17 protein-coding genes are annotated in these 18071 nt (G+C 59.0%); 6 read left to right on the top strand and 11 right to left on the bottom strand.

Annotated elements, in window-relative coordinates:
- Positions 1 to 850 precede the first annotated feature (850 nt).
- Positions 851 to 1987 (top strand): porin, encoded by a 1137-nt coding sequence (locus JWR14_RS17185; protein ID WP_299709007.1) that lies wholly within the window; start codon positions 851 to 853, stop codon positions 1985 to 1987.
- A 159-nt stretch (positions 1988 to 2146) separates the two neighbouring features.
- Here JWR14_RS17185 and JWR14_RS17180 read toward each other — a convergent pair whose 3' ends face one another.
- From JWR14_RS17180 to JWR14_RS17160, 5 genes are all read right to left on the bottom strand, one after another.
- Positions 2147 to 2452 (bottom strand): NIPSNAP family protein, encoded by a 306-nt coding sequence (locus JWR14_RS17180; protein ID WP_299709002.1) that lies wholly within the window; start codon positions 2450 to 2452, stop codon positions 2147 to 2149.
- 80 nt (positions 2453 to 2532) lie between these two features.
- Positions 2533 to 3345 carry an IclR family transcriptional regulator gene (locus JWR14_RS17175; RefSeq protein ID WP_299708999.1) on the bottom strand — a complete coding sequence of 271 codons (813 nt, stop codon included), beginning with the start codon at positions 3343 to 3345 and terminating at the stop codon, positions 2533 to 2535.
- Between the two features lie 96 nt (positions 3346 to 3441).
- The gene (locus tag JWR14_RS17170; RefSeq protein WP_299708996.1) at positions 3442 to 4170 is read right to left on the bottom strand and encodes an SDR family oxidoreductase; all 729 of its coding nucleotides are present in this window, start codon (positions 4168 to 4170) and stop codon (positions 3442 to 3444) included.
- A 5-nt stretch (positions 4171 to 4175) separates the two neighbouring features.
- Entirely contained in the window at positions 4176 to 5486 is a 1311-nt protein-coding gene (locus JWR14_RS17165; RefSeq protein WP_299708993.1) for an MFS transporter, read from the bottom strand.
- 68 nt (positions 5487 to 5554) lie between these two features.
- Positions 5555 to 6082, bottom strand: a complete 528-nt coding sequence (locus JWR14_RS17160; RefSeq protein WP_299708990.1) for a 2,4'-dihydroxyacetophenone dioxygenase family protein — start codon at positions 6080 to 6082, stop codon at positions 5555 to 5557.
- A gap of 365 nt (positions 6083 to 6447) precedes the next feature.
- Between JWR14_RS17160 and JWR14_RS17155 the strand changes: the two genes are divergently transcribed.
- Positions 6448 to 7902, top strand: a complete 1455-nt coding sequence (locus JWR14_RS17155) for an MFS transporter (protein WP_299708987.1) — start codon at positions 6448 to 6450, stop codon at positions 7900 to 7902.
- Positions 7903 to 7981: 79 nt separating this feature from the next.
- Positions 7982 to 8422 (top strand): TIGR02594 family protein, encoded by a 441-nt coding sequence (locus JWR14_RS17150; protein WP_299708984.1) that lies wholly within the window; start codon positions 7982 to 7984, stop codon positions 8420 to 8422.
- 48 nt (positions 8423 to 8470) lie between these two features.
- Here JWR14_RS17150 and JWR14_RS17145 read toward each other — a convergent pair whose 3' ends face one another.
- From JWR14_RS17145 to JWR14_RS17130, 4 genes are all read right to left on the bottom strand, one after another.
- A complete protein-coding gene (locus tag JWR14_RS17145; protein ID WP_299708981.1) occupies positions 8471 to 8863 on the bottom strand; it encodes a VOC family protein in 393 nt (130 codons plus the stop codon).
- 126 nt (positions 8864 to 8989) lie between these two features.
- Complete coding sequence (locus tag JWR14_RS17140; protein ID WP_299708978.1) at positions 8990 to 9634, bottom strand: MAPEG family protein; 645 nt, start codon at positions 9632 to 9634, stop codon at positions 8990 to 8992.
- A gap of 134 nt (positions 9635 to 9768) precedes the next feature.
- Positions 9769 to 10782 carry an alpha/beta fold hydrolase gene (locus JWR14_RS17135; RefSeq protein ID WP_299708975.1) on the bottom strand — a complete coding sequence of 338 codons (1014 nt, stop codon included), beginning with the start codon at positions 10780 to 10782 and terminating at the stop codon, positions 9769 to 9771.
- A gap of 386 nt (positions 10783 to 11168) precedes the next feature.
- Complete coding sequence (locus tag JWR14_RS17130) at positions 11169 to 11822, bottom strand: transcriptional regulator (protein WP_299708972.1); 654 nt, start codon at positions 11820 to 11822, stop codon at positions 11169 to 11171.
- A gap of 97 nt (positions 11823 to 11919) precedes the next feature.
- Between JWR14_RS17130 and JWR14_RS17125 the strand changes: the two genes are divergently transcribed.
- From JWR14_RS17125 to JWR14_RS17115, 3 genes are all read left to right on the top strand, one after another.
- On the top strand, positions 11920 to 13377 hold the full coding sequence (locus JWR14_RS17125) for an MFS transporter (protein WP_299708969.1): 1458 nt from the start codon (positions 11920 to 11922) through the stop codon (positions 13375 to 13377).
- Positions 13378 to 13794: 417 nt separating this feature from the next.
- Positions 13795 to 15969: a DUF6600 domain-containing protein gene (locus tag JWR14_RS17120; RefSeq protein WP_299708964.1), complete on the top strand. Its 2175-nt coding sequence runs from the start codon at positions 13795 to 13797 to the stop codon at positions 15967 to 15969.
- A gap of 335 nt (positions 15970 to 16304) precedes the next feature.
- Positions 16305 to 16865, top strand: a complete 561-nt coding sequence (locus JWR14_RS17115; protein ID WP_299708962.1) for a DUF4337 domain-containing protein — start codon at positions 16305 to 16307, stop codon at positions 16863 to 16865.
- Between the two features lie 38 nt (positions 16866 to 16903).
- Here the strand turns inward: JWR14_RS17115 and JWR14_RS17110 are convergent, their stop codons facing one another.
- Positions 16904 to 17536: a histidine phosphatase family protein gene (locus JWR14_RS17110; RefSeq protein ID WP_299708959.1), complete on the bottom strand. Its 633-nt coding sequence runs from the start codon at positions 17534 to 17536 to the stop codon at positions 16904 to 16906.
- Positions 17537 to 17614: 78 nt separating this feature from the next.
- Positions 17615 to 18071 (bottom strand): polysaccharide deacetylase family protein (locus JWR14_RS17105; RefSeq protein ID WP_299708956.1); only part of this gene is annotated, 457 nt, incomplete at its 5' end.

Raw genomic sequence — 18071 nt, 5'->3', positions numbered from 1 at the left:
AGTAGCTCGCTATATGACGCGGTGCGTTACCGCTTCATTACCGTATTTCTCACTTGAAATAGGGTGTGCATCGGTTGATCGCCGGGGCTGCGCGAAGAGGCGCGGTATGTGGACTGGCCGGTCAGGCTTGTGGCTAAAGCCTCCGATCAGCTTTGCCGCAAGCGCCGCACTATCTTTCTCACGCGAGAAAGGAGCTTAAGGGGGCACTCGTGACAAATACAGAGTTCGTGCTGAGAGACACAGTGAAATACCTGGTGAGGAATTAGCGCAACCTGCTCAACTATCGAGCGATGGCGTCAACGCCTTTAGGGCGATCACTTGTTTACGCTTCATGATGGTTTAACTATAGAACGACTATGCTGTCGAACACTACGAACGCCAGCGCGCATTAATGCAGCGATGCCGTTTTCTCCCCTTGCATTGAGCGCCGCCTAGCCGCGTTTTATGTGTCATCAAATTGTTCCAGAATGTTCCCCTTCATGACCGCAAGGTACGCGTCGGACAATTGCTTACACCCTGCGTCTTGCCGGAGCTTGCACGGGAGCATCCGCGCATACCTTTCCGGGGAACGCTTTGCCGGCCCACGGCATTCCCTTAAGCGCCCTGTTGGACACAAACCATTGCATTACGGTTTTGGCCAGGCGCAACGCTTGGTAACCATGCCTGTTGTCCGCTTCCAACAGCTCTCGCAAAACGCTGCTGTTTAATGGTGCCCGTCTGATCGACGCACGGCGACGTCGATCAGTACGCGCAGCGATGCACGTTTATCTGACGGGATCGCGGTGTTTGCAGCCCTTGGCAAAGGGCCATGCAGACCGCGTCGCTCAATCGTATTTTCGGAGAATTTGAAATGAAGAAATCCCTTCTTGCTCTCGGTGTCTTCGGCACCTTCGCCGGAGCGGCACACGCTCAGAACAGCGTGACCCTCTATGGCCTGATCGACGCGGGCATCACCTACACAAACAACCAGGGCGGCAGCAAAAACGTCCAGGCGACCAGCGGTCAGGTCAACGGCAGCCGTTGGGGCCTGCGTGGCTCCGAAGACCTGGGTGGTGGTCTCAAGGCCATCTTCACGTTAGAAAACGGTTTTAATATCGACAATGGCAAGTTGGGCCAGAACGGCCTGGAGTTCGGCCGTCAGGCGTTCGTTGGTTTGTCGAGTGACCAGGCCGGCGCCATTACCCTCGGCCGCCAGTACGATTCAATGGTCGACTATGTCGCCCCGCTCGCACTGACGGGCACGCAGTTCGGCGGCACGCAGGCCGCTCACCCGTTCGATAACGATAACCTCGACAATTCGTTCCGCATCAACAACTCGGTCAAGTACCAGAGCGTCAACTACGGCGGCTTCAAGTTCGGCGGCCTGTATGGCTTCTCGAACGACGCGGGTGGTTTCTCGGACAACCGGGCATACAGCCTTGGCGTGTCATATAACTATGGTCCTTTGTCCGCCGCGGCCAGCTACATGCAGCTCAACAGCGCGGGCTCCACGTTGAACTCGTCGGGCGCCGTGACCGCTGACGCTACGTTCGCAGCGGGCCGTCAACGCACCTACGGCGGGGGCGTCAACTACGCGTTCGGCGCAGCAAATGTCGGCTTCGTGTTCTCGCAGACTCAGTTGAACAACCTGACGGGTATTGGCGCATCCGCCTCCGGTACGACAAACGGCATTGCCCTGGCGGGTGGCAGCGCGCGCTTCACCAACTATGAGGTGAACGGCCGCTACAATTTCACGCCTGCGTGGACGCTGTCGGGCGCCTACACGTTCACCGATGCCAGCCTGGATGGGGTAAGCCCGAGATACAACCAGGTGACCCTGCAGACGGCGTACGCGCTGTCCAAGCGTACTGACGTGTATCTGCAAGGCGTGTATCAGCACGTGAACGGTACGGGTGATTCGGGCCTGACGGCCGACATCAACGGCTTGACCGCCTCGTCGACCAATAGCCAGGTTGCTGCAACCATTGGCTTGCGTACCCGCTTCTGAGTGAATTGCTAAGTGAGCTGCTAAGCGAATGAACGCGGCCGTTGGCTTGATGAGCCGGAAGGCCGCGACTTAGCGCGGTGCGCTTGGCGCGAGACTTTGATATGCCGGGGTGCCCTCCCGGCATTTTTAATTTTCCGTTCTCGGTTAACCAGTTCTCGGTTAACTAAAGACGGGACGAAAGAAGCTGCGTTCGTAGCTGACGATGCATTGCGTTTCTTCGGCATATTTGAATGCGGCCTGGCATTCCGGGTCAAGCTGCGATTGTTCACGGTAGCCTTCGTACGTTGACAGGCTCGGAAACGAGAACAGCGCTAGCGCAACATTGTTCGCACCCTCCGACGGCAGGAAATAGCCGTGATGCTGGCCACCGAATTTCTCGACCAACGGAATCCACATCTTGCCGTAGGCCTCGAATTCTTGGAGTTTCGACGAGTTGACAATGTAACGAAGGTAGCAAGTGATCATGGGGTGTCCGTTTGAGGAGAGAGATTCGATTGGATGATATCGTGCCAGTCGATGAATGACTTTACTCGATCGCCTCGCACTTAACGCGATCCGGGGTCGACTCCTTCGGTGATCGCGCGGCAAGCGTCCTTCAATGGCGCGATGTAGGTTTTCATCGGCGTCGTGCTTTTCCTATATAGGGGAATGCTGATGCTGACGCATGCGATCGGTTCGCCATTTGCTCCCAGGATTGCGCTACCGTAGCAAAAAATCTGCTCCTCGTTTTCTTCACGATCTTCCGCATAACCGCGCGCTCGGGTCGAATCTAGCTCGGCATCGAGTGCGGTGCGTTCGATGATCGTATTCGGCGTAAAGCGCTCGAAGTTCAAGGTGGCAAGTAGTGCGTCGCGATCCGGACGCTTGAGCGAAGACAAATAGGCTTTGCCGACGGAGCTTGAATACAGCGTGACACGTGTTCCTATTCGCGACGCCATGCGCACGGCATGCGGACTTTCCAGCTTTTCGATGTAAACCATTTCGGAACCGCTGCGCACTGCCAGGTGAACGGTTTCCTGGGTAAGGTCGCGCAAGGTCTGCAGCGCCTCGCTGGCGGCCACGCGCAGGTCCGAGCGCTCCCAGCTCCGGCTGGCCAGGGATAACAAACGAGGACCTAGCGAATAACTGCCCCCGCGTGGCGTTTCGACCACCAAGCCTTCGGCGATCAAGGCTCCGACAATGCGGTAGACCGTTGGTCGGGGATAGTTCGACGCAGCGGTAAGCTGGGCGATGCCGGGGGGTACCGGTGCGTCTGCGATGCACTGAAGTATTACGAGGAACTTGGAGAACGCGGCGGTGCCGGTTGGCTGGGGCTGGGCGTTGCCGTGGCCAATAGCGGGCTTAAGTGGTTTTGGCATGGCGTTTTGAGGTGCTGGTTTCAGTGTTAGTGATCGGGGTTGATGCCGGGTTGGCCAGGTTCCTGCGCCCCTACCTCAAGTGCGAACGAAAACCGTCTAAACAACCAAATAACCCCCATCAACCGGGACCACCGCCCCCGTCATGAACGCCGCTGCTGGCGAGCAAAGGAACGCCACGACCTGCGCGACATCATTCGGCTGGCCCCATCGTTTCATTGGCGTTCGATCAAGGATCGCTTGCGAACGATCGTCGCTATCCTGCAGAGCCTGCGTAAGCGGCGTAGCAATCCAGCCCGGCGCGACCGCGTTGACGCGAATGTTATCGGCTGCATAAGCGATGGCCAGCGACTTGGTCAACTGCACCACACCGCCCTTGCTTGCACTGTAAGCGGGAACAAGACCGCCGCCGAAAAAGCTCAGCATCGACGCCGTATTGACAATTGATCCCTCGCTAGCCTTCAACCGTTCGCGTGCCGCGGCGCAGACACGCATTGTGCCGCCAAGATTGACAGCGATCACGCGCTCGAATACGTCAATAGCCAGTTCATCGCCACGCCGGATCATGCCCGCGCAATTGACGAGCATGTCGATGGCGTCGGCCCGCGCCATCAGCGATGCTACGCTCGCGTCGTCGCTGACGTCTAGCTCGACGACTTCTATTGCGGGGCCCAGTGCCTTACGTTGAGCATCGGTCGGTCCGATGCCCGCAGCGAGGACACGCGCGCCGAGCGCGGCGAAGCACTGAGCGATGCCCGCACCAATGCCTTGCGTGCCCCCGGTAACAACGGCGGTCTTGCCCTTGAAAAGATCAGTCTGGAAAGTCATGGCCGTCAAGGAAGGTCGGATAAAGGAATGGTTGCAACGACGGTTTCGGTATCTTCTATTTTCGTCCGTACTACGAATATATAAACCAGCGCCGCGGCGAATGCGATGCCCGCGCTGATCAGGAACGCGTTGATGAAGGAGTGCGTTTTATCCACGACGATACCGGTAATGAACGGGGCAAATGAACCGCCGAAATAGCCGCCGAAGTTTTGAATGCTGCCTAGCGATGCCACCATGTGACGAGGCGCGGCGACGGTCGCCAGTGCCCAGCACGCGCCACTCGCCATGTTAACGAAGTACATGGCGGCAGAAAGATAGATCATTGCAAGCGTCAGGTTCGGGGTGAACGCCGCCGGTACCGTGAAGAGCGCAGCGCCCAGCAAGCCGACGCAGATCGGCCACTTACGGCTTCTCATGGGCGCCATGCCGCGCGCCATCAGGCCATCGGCTACGAAACCGCTGGACAGCATCCCAAGCGTGCCGAAGAGGTAGGGAACTGACACGAGCCAGCCCGTATGCGCAATGGTTACGTGACGTTCATGCTCGAGGTACGCGGGCAGCCAGGTGAGATAAAGCCATACCATGTAGATCACGCCCATGTTGCCGAAGATCATGCCCCATGTGGTCGATTTGCGGAACAACCCTCGCCATTCACGCATCGTCATGCGGCGTTCGGCGCGCTGCTCCGGTTCTCCTTCGGTCAAGAATGCGACCTCCTCAGAATCGAGGGAGATGTTGCGGCGATCACGGTACACGAGGTACCAGCCAATCGACACCGCAATGCCAAGCACGCCCATGACGATGAACATGGTGCGCCAGCCGAAGGCCAGCAGGAGCACCGTCAGGACGGGCGGTGCAAGAGCGGGTCCGATGGTCGATGACGTGATGAAGATGCCTGTTGGGCGGCCGCGCTCATGCACGCCGAACCATTCGCTGACCACCTTTGCACCGGCGGGAAAATTCGGCGCCTCGCCAAGACCAAGCGCAACGCGCGCGACCAGGAACTGCGAGAGGCTTGTCACAAGACCACCGCACAATTGCGCGGCCGACCACAGGAACATGCCCAGACCTAGCATCAAACGCGCGCCGAAGCGATCAAGCAGAATGCCGATGGGTAACTGCGAAAACGCATAGGCGAATGAGAAGGCTGACAGCAGCAAGCCCATCTGCGATGCGGACAATCCAAGTTCCTGGCTAACCGAATGATTCGCTATGGAAAGTGTGCTCCGGTCGAGGTAATTAACAATCCCGGCCAGTGTCAGGAACGTGATTGCGACCACCTGGATGCGCTTGAGGCGCGGTGACTTCTGCAACATGGTGTCTCCTCCGGTGCTCGTTGAGAGTCTGCGTGGAAGGTACTTCGGGGAGTAGGTCTTGCACCGGTTTAACGGATGAACTGGTCGACGAAATCTTCTCCCAGCCCTACCGAAGAAAAGTGCTTGCGGCACATGTCGACCTTGGTGAAAACGTCTTCGTAGCCGGTGTAGTTGCCATACGGATCGCAATAGAACATCACGCCATTAACCTGGAAGTAGGTGATCATCTCTTCCACGTCTTCAGGCACATAGAGTGTGTGCGTTTCACCCGGTGGCTCGAAAACATAGCTCCCCTCGGTGGCTTCCCAATCATGTTCCAAATAACGCCAGCGACCCTTGAGCACCATGCCGTGCACCGCTTGCGGATGCCGGTGCCGGCTTAGCACGCCGGATTTGCGCACGCGCAGCAGATTCATCCAGTACCCGGATGAAACATTGAGGCACAGGGGGCGGAACCAGACGTTCTCGGCTTGAGGGACCCAAAGGCGTTCGTCCTTGGGGATCGCCGATTCAACCACGATCTCCTTAGCCGCCTCTTTAGGGAATGGAAGCTGATACGGCGTCATTGCGTCTGCCGCGGGTTTAGCCTCTGCCATGAGCTAGCTCCTTGTCCATATTGTGGATTAATTATTCAATTTATGGACACATAATTCTTCATGCCGGCCCTCTCTGTCAAGACGCGGCAATCGTGCGGTGCGACATGAAATTACGAAGGCGCACCGCCAGGCTTTCGATCATGCAAGCGTCAATTCGGTTTGATGCCGGCTAGTTGATCAAGGTGCATGACCCATGACACGGAGTTAGTTGTTACGCGATAATGACAAGCGGGTTAATAGGTAATCGACCGCGAATCTTGCGCAGGCCATAGGTAATCGCTAGATCTATCGGCGCTGCACTAGCGCCAATCTCAACTTTTCGCGTGTCGCCCAAAGCGACGTCGCCGCTCAACCTGGGAATATCGATGAGCAACAGTTCGTTGCCAACTTCCTCTGCTGCTCGCTGGCTGCCTTACATAGTCGCGGGAACGTTCTTCATGGAGTATCTGGATACCACCGTCATCGCGACCGCGTTGCCGCAGATGGCCCATTCGTTCGGCGTCGGCCCTAATGCGCTAAGTATCGGGATGACCGCCTACATGCTCGCACTGGCGATTTTCATTCCGGTAAGCGGTTGGGTGGCTGATCGCGTGGGTTCACGCACGGTGTTCTTTAGCGCGATCGTCGTGTTCGTGATTGCCTCGGTGTTATGCGGCTTATCGAACTCGGTCACGGAGTTTACGGCAGCGCGTTTACTACAGGGCGCGGGCGGCGCAATGATGGTCCCGGTAGGGCGACTGATCGTGGTCCGCAGTACAGAGAAAAGCCGGCTCATGCAAGCTATCTCCACCATCACCTGGCCTGCTATTGCCGCGCCGGTTGTCGGCCCACCCATTGGGGGTTTCATCACCACATACGCGTCATGGCGCTGGATTTTCCTCTTGAACGTGCCGTTCGGAATCTGTGCGCTGGTAGCCGTCGCGATGCTTGTGCCAAACCTGCGCGGCGCCGAGCGCAAGCCTTTGGATGGCGTGGGCCTGGTGCTTAGCGGCGCAGCCTTGACCGCCATTCTTTACGGCGCCGAACTGGCCAGCCAGCCCGACAGCAATCCATGGATTGCCGGGGGCATAGTCCTGGCCGGCCTCCTGCTTGGCTTTGCCGCGGTGCGCTATGCAGCGGGTCATCCGCATCCGCTGATCGACTTTTCGACGCTGAAAATCCCCACCTATTCGGTAACCGTCCTGACCGGTTCGTTTACGCGCATCGGCATTGGCGCCGTGCCGTATTTAATGCCGTTGCTGTTCCAGATCGGTTTTGGTCTTTCTGCATTCAAGTCGGGCTTGTTGCTGCTTGCCAGTGCGCTTGGCAACCTCGGAATGAAAGCGCTGACCACACGGATTCTGCGGCGTTTCGGCTTCAGATATGTCTCGATAGTCGCCGTGGCGACAGCGGGCATCTTTACGATCATATGCGGCCTCCTCACGCCTTTGTCACCGCTTGCGTGGGTCCTGATCGTGGTATTCGTCTATGGCGTGGCGCGTTCCATGCAATTTTCGTTGTTGGCGACCCTCGCTTACGCAGACGTCGGTGCCCCGCAAATGAGCGCCGCGAGCACGCTATGGAGTGCGGCTGCACAAATGACAATTGGGCTGGGCATTGCCTATGGCGCCGTCGCCTTGCGGGCCGCCGCGCTGCTTAACGGCGAGACGGCTAGTGCGGGAGACATGCATTTCACGCTCGACGATTTCCGGCTCGCGTTTCTGTTCGCCGGCTTGTTGACGTTGCTCTCCGTATGGGGCTACTTCAAAGTCGCCCGTGACGCGGGGCAAAGCGTGGGCGGCGGATCGATGCGGCAGAATGTGTCGCAGAGAGGTAGTTAGAACGCGAATGGGCCGGTTCAGGAAGAACGCATTGCAGTAATCCCTTGAGTCCGGCATACGGCGGAGAATGATCGTAGGTATGACTAGTGAAATAGATGAACCCGCATGGTTGTCCCTTGCGTTCGCTGAGCGTGGGGTCCGGCGGTTTGGGCCAGGAGAGAGCAATCCGCGTATTGGCGAATACAACGCGCACACCAATCTGGTGGGCTACGACGACAAAATCTCATGGTGCTCGTCGTTCCTGAACTGGTGTCTTGCTAATACCGGCCAGCGTGGCACAGGATCCGCGCTGGCGCGTTCCTGGCTCGAGTGGGGCCGAATACTGCACGGCCCCGCTTATGGTTGCGTCGTTATCTTGTCCCGTGACGATCCCGCTAGCTGGAAGGGGCACGTCGGCTTTTATCTACGCCACGATGCAGAAGCCATTTATCTCTTCGGCGGTAATCAGCTTGGGGAAGTACGTGAGCTTGACTATCCGTTAGCGTCGGTGCTGGGTTATCGGTGGCCTGAGCCTATCTGACATTTGCTGAACGATCCCCTACACAACTCGCGCGAATCAATATCCCGCTTAAGCAGGGTCGTGGCAGCACACGCAGATCTTGTTTCCGTCCGGGTCACGAAAGTAAGCACCGTAGTAATGCGGGTGATAGTGCGGTCGCAAGCCCGGCGGCCCGTTGCACGTGCCTCCGTTCGCCAGTGCGATGGCGTGGCAGCGATCGACGGTGTCGCGGTCGTGTGCAAGAAGGGCAATCATCTGTCCGTTGCCGGGGTTGGCAGTGTTTCCATCGACTGGTGGACCAATCAGGAACACCGGGCGTGGCGCGTCGGCCGCGACCCATCCGGCCCAGGGTTTGTCATCGTCGCGGAATTTTAATGGCAGCCTTAGCACTTCCATGATCGGCGAGTAGAAACGGAAAGCACGAGGGAAGTCGGTGACGCCTACGTGAACATGTGAAAACATCTGGCCGTTCCTTCTAACGATGGGTGAGGGCGAGTTGGCGATCATGATCTCGCTCGCACTGTCTGATGGCAAGCCGTTGCACGAGCTCCTCGAGCGTGGCTTTACCTAAGTTACCGCTGCACTTGCTCAAGCACCAACCGGTTTTGTTACCCGCACAAGCACAGCTTCCACGCAAGCAAAGACGATCAGCGGAACAATAGCGCCGGCAGGGCCGGCAGCGTCATAGCCAATCCTCGCGCACACATACAGGAGGACCAGCATGCTCTGCATCATGCCGGGGGCGCCTATTGCGCGATGCTGTGACCCATAGTGGTATCCGATCCAGAAAGCGAAACGTGTAACGATCCAGACCACGGTGGTTGCGATAACTGCGCGCATTGAGTGTCCATCGGCGCAGTAGAATGCCAACGCGAAAAGTCCGGGAACAAACAGGACCAGTTGTTCGAGCGTGTTCTGCAGATAGCGCAAGTTGATCGTCAAGCGGCGCGTTTCATAGCCCGACAATGGATCGATTGCTGGCGAGCGCAAGCGTTCATGTGCGACCGCTTCAATGCCCGTGAGGAAGCAGAAAAGGATCGCCATGCAGCAGCATTTCAGGGCGATCACGAATCGGGCGAGCGGCTCCTCCATCCCGCCAAGCGCTGGCATGAAGTAGTAGGTGCCAAGCCACGAAGCGATGGTCACAGGGAACGCGATCGCGATTTCCGCGATCAGGGTCGATTGGTGCCGGCGAATATTGTCGGCACTCGTAGATTCAAGGGTGTTCTTCATGGTTGCCTTCCCGAGGCTGGGCGCTGAAGTCAGCATAAGGACTTTTGAACGCACGTCAACGCGGCGTAACCCGCGCTTGAGCGGTGCCGAGCTAGCGTTTCATCGCCTAGCCTTCATCCCGCTAGCGATTCCCGTCAGGGACTGGATGCACACGGGAATTCGTGGCTGTCGGAAAAGAGCACCGGCAAGCTGCAGCTATTTGCCAGAACGTGTTTCGAATCGTGATCTGCGCCCGGCACCAGCACAAGACTTTGATGCAAATTCGTTGGGTGCCGCATGCGCATGTAGTTCATATAGGAAACGCTGCGGCCAAGGCGGTTGGATCCTTGCAGTTCACCCCCGCAAGAGCGGTCCAGTTCGCCGTGTTCCGGGTCGTTGTCCGCGGTTCCTGCAAGGTAGACGACGTCGCGCGCTGCGTACGCCGCCTCAATAGCTTGCGCGGATTGACCGCTTACGTAAGGCGGTGCGTTATCCAGGCTATAACGCCACAGCGTGGCGCCGGGACAGATATCCTTACCCACCACTTTGAAGCCCCCTGCAGCGGTTGGCCGTAGGTCGTCGAAATAGAGAAAACTACTAGGCTCCACCACCACATAACGGGTGTGTATTCCTAGTGCGGTCAATGCTTGTTCGCCGTGTCCAACGGCTGCGTATCGTTGCACGAGTTGCGCGCCCGCCGAGTGGCCAGCGAGTACAACGGTGCGCAAGTCCGGGTACCGCGTCCGGTCCGCAAAGTGGTCGAGTAGATGATCAAGTACCTCGAATCCGCTGACAGGGACGGGCGATACCGCCGGCCAGCCGCGCGACCAGTCATGCAACTTCCAGCGCAACGCAGTGGCAGGTAGCCCTTGGGCAGCAATGTCTTGCGGTACCAGGAACTGAGGGCCGACGATCAAGGTTGTTCCGCTCACCGCAGCCATCCTCGCTGCTTCAATGGTCGAGGACCAGTTCGATTTCGCGTTACGGCTTTCGCCATGCACGACGATGACAACGCGCGTTATAGCCGCAGCGTTGGCATTCAGCGGAATGGTCGAATATACGGGAATGGTGCCGTTGCCGGATGTCGTTTGAATGTCGAACTGCTGGTCCGGCGTGGCCCGGACCGGCTTGCCTGGGCCAGTCATGCGGTCTGGATCGTAGCCGGTCACGACTATTGATCCACGGGGTTCGGCCGGGCTTCGCATATCAGGGATAAGCGCGGAGATTCTCGCTGGCGCGTTGATGGCTTGAGCACTGACGTTGTGAGGGATTGTCAGGCCGAATGCGACGCTGCATAGAAAGGCAAATAGAAGCGCTGGTCTCATGCGGTTCCCTGAGCGTTAGGCAAAAAATCAAGCAAACATTGAGCAAAGCTTGCACATCATAGATTGAGCCGATGCATACCAGGTCCGTGGCTGAAGCGGCGCCAAGCTGGCAGAGTGGGCCGGTATTGCGGGTGCTATCTCCAAGGACCTGAAGCGACAGGTGCTCTACAAATGAACAAATAAGCGCAAACGCGCGCCGTCTGTATCAGGTGGCGCGGTTATGCGAAAGATCAGTGATCCTGAGCATATCGATTCGGGACAATTCGATAAACGCATCGGTGCGCACCGGCGAGAAGATGCTGCTCGCGCGTGGCGGTGGCGTCGTCTCCTGCCACCTCCTGAAACAAGCGCAATTCCGAGCGGCAAAACCCCTGACAGGTGCGTGCGGCGGCGCAGATCGGACAGTGGTCTTCAATCAGCAACCAGTCATGGCCGTCGCGTTCCACCCGCGCCATGTAACCCTCGTCGGTGCGTAGCGCCGCAAGCCGTTTCAGCCGTTCCGGCAACGTCCTGCCGGCGCGCGCGGCAGCATAGAGCGCCCGCGAATCCACCTCACGCTGCGCGATCAGGCGGTCCATGCCGTCTTCGCCGAATATCTGCCGGATCGACCCGATCAACTGCACGGTCAGTTGCGCATGTGTGTCCGGGAACCGGCGGTTGCCAACTTCCGTCAGAGCCCAGTTCTGACGCGGCCTCCCCACGCCCGCTATGGGCTCCTGCTGGCCTTCGATCAAGGCCGCTGCTGCAAGCTTCTGCACCTGCTGGCGGGCGGCCTCGGGGGTCATGTCGAAAGCTTGCGCAAGGGTCGCGGTAGACGCGGGACCCTTCGTCTTGATGAAAAACAGGATGCGGTCCGCGGTCGACTGTACGCTTGAGTTATCCAAGTTAATCCTTGTGTAAATTGCTGCACCCACCTAATATGCAAGCCAATGTTTTGATATTAGGCCGAAGAGGCCTTGCTGTCGAGTTCAAGGAAAGCCCATGCCTGTTGCCGATACCACCCGCACCACTGATCAACCGGCCGCAGTTCAGCCGGGCACAGCTGCCTGGAGCGACTTGCTGCGAGGCGCGAACGGTGTCCTTGCGTTGGCCCTGACCGGTGGCGTAGCGCTTTACGCGGTCAACGTGCATGTTGTCTCGACCGTGTTGCCATCGGTGGTGCAGGACATCGGTGGACTCGACTTTTATGCCTGGAACACAACCTTGTTCGAGGTGGCCTCCATCATCGGTGCTGCGTTGTCCGTGCGGGTTCTGGCAGCGTTAGGTCCGCGCGGCGCGTATCTCGCGGCGCTGGTCATATTCGCGCTGGGGTCGGCTATGTGCGCCGCGGCTACGGCCATGCCCTGGATGCTGGCCGGACGCAGCGTGCAAGGGCTGGGCGGCGGTACGATCGGCGCCTTGAGCTATGCGCTGATCCGGGTCGTGTTTGCGCCGCCGCTGTGGCCGCGCGCCGTGGCACTGGTATCGGGAATGTGGGGCGTGGCGACGCTTTGCGGACCTGCGTTGGGGGGCTTGTTTGCCGAAGCAGGACATTGGCGATGGGCCTTCTGGACGCTGTTGCCGCTATGCGTTCTGCAAGCGCTGCTGGTAGCGACGCGTTTGAAACCTCACGCGAAAGCGCCGCCCGCGGACAGCGCGGCTCGCATTCCTGGCCCGCAGATCGCATTGCTGGCAAGCTCGGTCATGGCGATCGCGGCAGGCAGTTTATCGACATCGCTTGTCTGGCAAGCAGTGGGTATCGCGGCAGGATTGATGCTTGGCGCAGCGGCTATTGCGTGGGAACGGCGGACGACAGTGCGGTTGTTGCCCAAGGGCGCGACGGCTCTTGGCACGGCGCTGGGCGCCGTCTATGCGAGCGTTGCGTTGTTGCTGGTCGGTACGACCACGGAAATCTTCGTGCCCTATTTCCTGCAAACGCTGCACGGCCACACGCCGCTAGCAGCGGGTTATCTGGCAGCCGCCATGGCAGGTGGATGGAGCCTTGGCTCATTGCTGTCTTCAGGTCACGAGGGGCGTGGGGTAGCGCGTTTGCTGCATGCTGGTCCTGCACTGAGCACGCTAAGCTTACTTATCTTATCCATCTTGATGCCGCTTGGCGCCGAGTTGCCCGTGGGCATGCGCACGCTGCTATGCGGCCTTGCACTAGCCGGTGTCGGTGCCGGGGTGGGACTCTGTTGGCCACATTTGTTGACGCGCGTTTTGACATTGGCGCCGCCGGGAGAGGGCGGGACTGCATCGGCCGCAATCACCACAGTGCAGCTCTATGGCATGGCGACAGGTGCGGCCGTCGCGGGACTGATCGCCAATGCAGCGGGGCTGCTAAGTCCCGGTGGTGTGGCTGGCGCGCAATCGGCCTCTGCGTGGTTGTTCGCAAGCTTCGCCGTAGCGCCTGCGTTAGTGGTGTTGCTGACTCGTCGAATTATAAAAGCGCGTGTCTAACCGCGCTACTCGAAGAAGCGGGAAGTTAAAGACGCGCACTAAACAATGAGTGCGCCCGCAAACCTTTTCGGCTCTGCTTAGCGGCCAGATCCGCCAAGGACCTGAACACAACAAATACTCACCGGGATTTTGCATGGCAGGTTTAACGCTGTATAAGCATTAGGCCAGCGAGCGACCGGTTGCGCATGTTTCCCTTACAAATAACAATAAAGGGCTTTAGCAATCCGGCTGATCTGTTCTTAATAGTCTTGGCGCCTTAAGTTCGGCACGCGTTCTTTGTAAATGTCACGTCACCGTTTGCAACGGAATGTATGTAATGTGAAGTGTGTCATCCACGGGTGGCAAACCTGCGTTAGACAGTGCGTGTCTTAGGTCGAAGCTAACCTGACAAACTGAAATCTACCGGAGATTGCCCCCATGAAGGTAAGCTTGCGCCGAACCCATGCAGCCGTACTTTCTGCCGTTGCATTGTTAGCGGTGGTCCCCATGCCGGGATGGGCTCAATCGGTCCCGTCACCTACAGCGTTGACAGCATCTGCCATTGATCCTCCAGGCCGCGTCGCCCGTCTTAACTACTTCGACGGCAGCGTGACCATGGAACCCGCCGGTGCGACCGACTGGTCGTATGCCGAATTGAATCGTCCTCTCACCACCGGCGATCAGTTGTGGGCAGACAGTGGCGCGCGAGGCGAGCTGCATGTTGGCTCGACTGCGCTGCGGCTGGGTCAACAGACGGCCTTGAGCATTGTCGATATAGACGACAAGAACCTGCAGTTGAAAGTCACGCAAGGGACACTCTCCACGCGGCTGAGGGCACTGCCCTCAGGGCAGACCGTCGAAATAGATACACCGAACGTCGCCATGCAGGCAGTGAGTCCCGGCGAATTTCGGGTAGACGTTGCGCCTGACGGTAACTCGACCACAGTGACGCTGCGAAGCGGCACCGCCAACCTCTATGGCGACGGTGGTGCACTGCAGATGACTGCGGGCCAGCAGATCACGTTCACGGGGGTGAATCTTCAGCAACAGGCAGCCGGATCAGCGCCCGCTCCCGATACCTTCGACCAATGGGTAGCGGGTCGCGACCGCGCCGAAGATGCTTCGGCCTCCGCACGATATGTATCGCGAGAGATTCCGGGTTACGAGGACCTGGATGCTAACGGCACATGGCGCAGTGACCCGAACTACGGTGAAGTCTGGGTTCCGACCGTGGCGGTAACCGCGCAATGGGCGCCTTATCACCAAGGCCATTGGACGTGGATTGCGCCATGGGGCTGGACCTGGATAGACGATGCCCCCTGGGGCTTCGCACCTTTCCACTATGGACGATGGGCGTATCTGGGTAATGCCTGGGCGTGGGTGCCGGGGCCAGTGGTCGTCACGCAACCGGTGTATGCGCCGGCGCTGGTGGCATTCGTGGGTGGCGGAGGCGGTGGAGGCGGCGCGCACTGGGGCGTCGACCTGGCCGTTGGTGGCGCGGTGGGTGCAGGGGTTGCCTGGTTTGCATTGGGTCCGCACGAACCGTGGCATCCGGGTTCGGGTTATAGCCCGAGCTATTACAACCGGGTCAACAACGTGAACATCACGAATGTGCACAACACGACCATCGTCAACAACATCACGAACGTTCACAACACCTACATCAATCAGCGTGTTCCCGGTGCGATTACGGCCGTGCCGGCGGACACGTTCGTGCATGGCCAGCAAGTGGCGCAAGCATCGCGCAGGTTGACGGCGCAACAAATTGGCGGCGCGCAGGTCGGGGCGGGTACGCCCGGTATCGCACCGGTACGCGGCAGCTTTACGGGCGGCTTGCGGCCTGCTTCTAACGGGGCTCCCGCGATGGTCGTGCAGCGGCAAGTTGTTGCTACGCGCGCACCGGTTGTTCCGGCAGCGTACAGGGACACGCTCGCACAACACTTCGCCAGCAGCGGCGGGCGCGTAGCCGGCGCGGGTGAGCCGATCGTGCGGACGACAGTACCGGCAGCCTTTGTTCGTCCGTTGACCCGGGGTGCGTCTGCGACGCCATCGCCGCAAGGCTATCGTCTGGTGAACCGGGAGCAGGCACATCCTGCCGGAGCACAAGGCGCGCCTGACAGGAGCGTGGCAGCGAATGGTCCGCGCGAAGAAGTGCGGCCGCCGCAGGGTGCGCATCCCGCGGAACCCATGCCGCAGCGTGCGCCTTTAGCCACTGAAAATGGAGTGCCACGGCCGCTCGGAGAAAAGCACGAGCCCGCAGCAGTCCATGCCGAGCGTCCGGTTCAGAACGAGCCGCAAGTGCCACGGCAGGAACCACGGCAGGAACCACGACAAGAGCAAGCCATGCATGCGCCAGAGGCTCCGCGACAGCACGCCGTGCCGCAAGCCGCGCCTCGTGCGGAAGAGCATGAAGTGCAGCATGCGCGTCCGGTCGAGCCGCAGGCAGCTCCGATATCCCCGGTTCCCCATGCGGAAAGGCCGCAGCCAGCTCGTCCGCCTGTCCAGCAGGAAGCGCATCGGGAGGAACCCCCGCATGCGCGTCCGGAACCGCGTCCTGAACAGCATCCGCCAGCAGCCAGGGGTGGTGAGCATCACGACGAGCAACCGAAGTGAGCGTGTGATTCGATGATGGCTTGGCAGCCGGTTTTGTCCGCCTTCGCGAACATGATCGGCTGCTCGCCTTAGCCTCTAATCCTTAGTGTGCATGTCCAGCCGCTCAGCGTGCATATTGAAATGCATGGAGTCGGCGATGGCATTCAGATAACCCTTGTCGCGAACCTATAAGCCTATTTAGCGGCCCTTGGCGCCCAAGCGATTTTTGTCGCGTCACCAAGCGCCGCGATAATCCCGGACATCCCTTGACCGCGCACTCCTCCTTGCCTTGCGGGACCCGGCACTAACCCGCACTGCCACGCGAATAACCAGTCTTAACGTCGGAAACCTGATCCATGTCGAATGAAAGTGCCCCTCACGAACATGCGGTTGAGCATGCTGCGCATTCAGGTGATCCGCTATCCCGCTGGGTTGCTGTATTCACCGCCATTCTCGCGGCGCTCTCCGGTCTCTTGCACTACGAAGAAGGGGTCTTGCAAACGCAGTCCCTGCTCTTCAAGAACGACGCTGTGCTGTTGCAAAGCAAGACCAGCGATGAATGGAATCTGTATCAGGCGCAATCCAGCAAGGGGCATCTGATGGAGCTTGCCGCTGAATTGTCCGGTCCGGAGAAGCAGGCGTACTACCGCGACCAGATCGCCAAATACGAGCTTCGAAAGAAAGAAATCCAGACCAAGGCGCACGATATGGAAAAGCAGGTGGAAGAAGCCAACCTGCAATCCGAACGCAAGGAACATCCGCAACACATGTTCGGTCAGGCGCTCGCATTGATCAACGTGGCTATTTCGCTAGCGGCCATTACATCGCTCACAGGCAGTCGCAAGCTGTTTGTTGTCGCCGGCATGGCGGGTGTGGCAGGGATCGGTGTGTCGATTCTCGGGTTCCTGAATATCTGAGCCGGCACGCCTGGATCGTTACTTGGCTTGGGTGCTGGCTAGGCGCCCGGACACGTCACTGAGCGATGGTTCAGGCCCTCATGTTCAACGCTAAAGGCTGCGTCGATCTTGTCGTCGGTTCGCGTAATACGCAGCACGTAAATGCTGTCGTAATCCGCGCTCGCCCAATGAGGCACGCTTGCCGCTTCGCCGCCTGCGTCGCTGACAATCTTGCGGGCAAGCGCCTCAATAATCTTATGTTCCCAAGCGACTACCACGAGGCTGCTTTTGTATTGAGGTGCCAGCAGGATCGCATGCAGGTCGTCAGTCCTGGAAAATCCAATGGATGCATTCACCGGCAGGCCAAAATAGATCGCAGTCGGTTCGATTGTCGCTAGCGGGCGGACATAGTCGTACTTAGTGCCGCTATCGTTCTTTTGCTTGGCCGGATCAGGCGCAAAAATGAAGTCTGGTTTGCCATATTTGCTTTCGATGACGCGAGGCAACGCGAGCGCGCGGTTCAGGCCCTGGCAACTTAGCTGACCGAGGCCGTCGGCGGGTTTCTCTCCGTGCCGAACCATGATGATTGTTTCAACTTGGTCGCTAGCGGCGCGGACCGGTATCGACCCAAGCACCGTGATGGCAAGCACCAGCGATAAAACGCCTGATGGCGGACATCTGTAATTTTTCATGAGGAGCGGCCACGTTGCGTGTGAGCCGCGATTCTAGCAATTCCCAGCCGGGGCGATATTGAAGCGACGGATCAACTGTCATCGCTTTAGTGCAAGATAAGCGCGGCTAAGGGCCGGCCGGCTATGCACCCACAACCTTGATGCAAGCCAGGACGCTGGCCGGTCCCGCACCTCCAGCCGATAAATCGATCGTTCGCCGGCTTCTTTCTCCCCGCGAATGTTGGGCCCCATCTCGCACGTGTAGAAGTATCTAAAACCGGTCTCGCGGGCGACTTGCCGGTAGTCGTCGTCGTAGAAGCCTTGAGGCCAGCACAGGTGGTCAGACGCTTCGCCCATGCGCATCTCGTGCACCGCACGCGTAGCGAGGAGGTCGCGCCTCAACGCCTCACATTTCTCTTCACGGCTACGCGCAACCTTATCCCAGCGCACGTGGCTGTGCGTGTGGCTATGAAATTCGAATGTCCCCGCGCGGCGCATTGCATCGATCTCGGACCACCGCAGGATGGCGCGATCGGCTTCGCCCATCTCGATAGCC

This window comes from Caballeronia sp. (assembly GCF_028292365.1).
Taxonomy (GTDB): Bacteria; Pseudomonadota; Gammaproteobacteria; order Burkholderiales; family Burkholderiaceae; genus Caballeronia.
The sequence above is the reverse complement of the archived record's forward strand: the minus strand, read 5'-3'. Positions and strand labels throughout refer to the sequence as shown.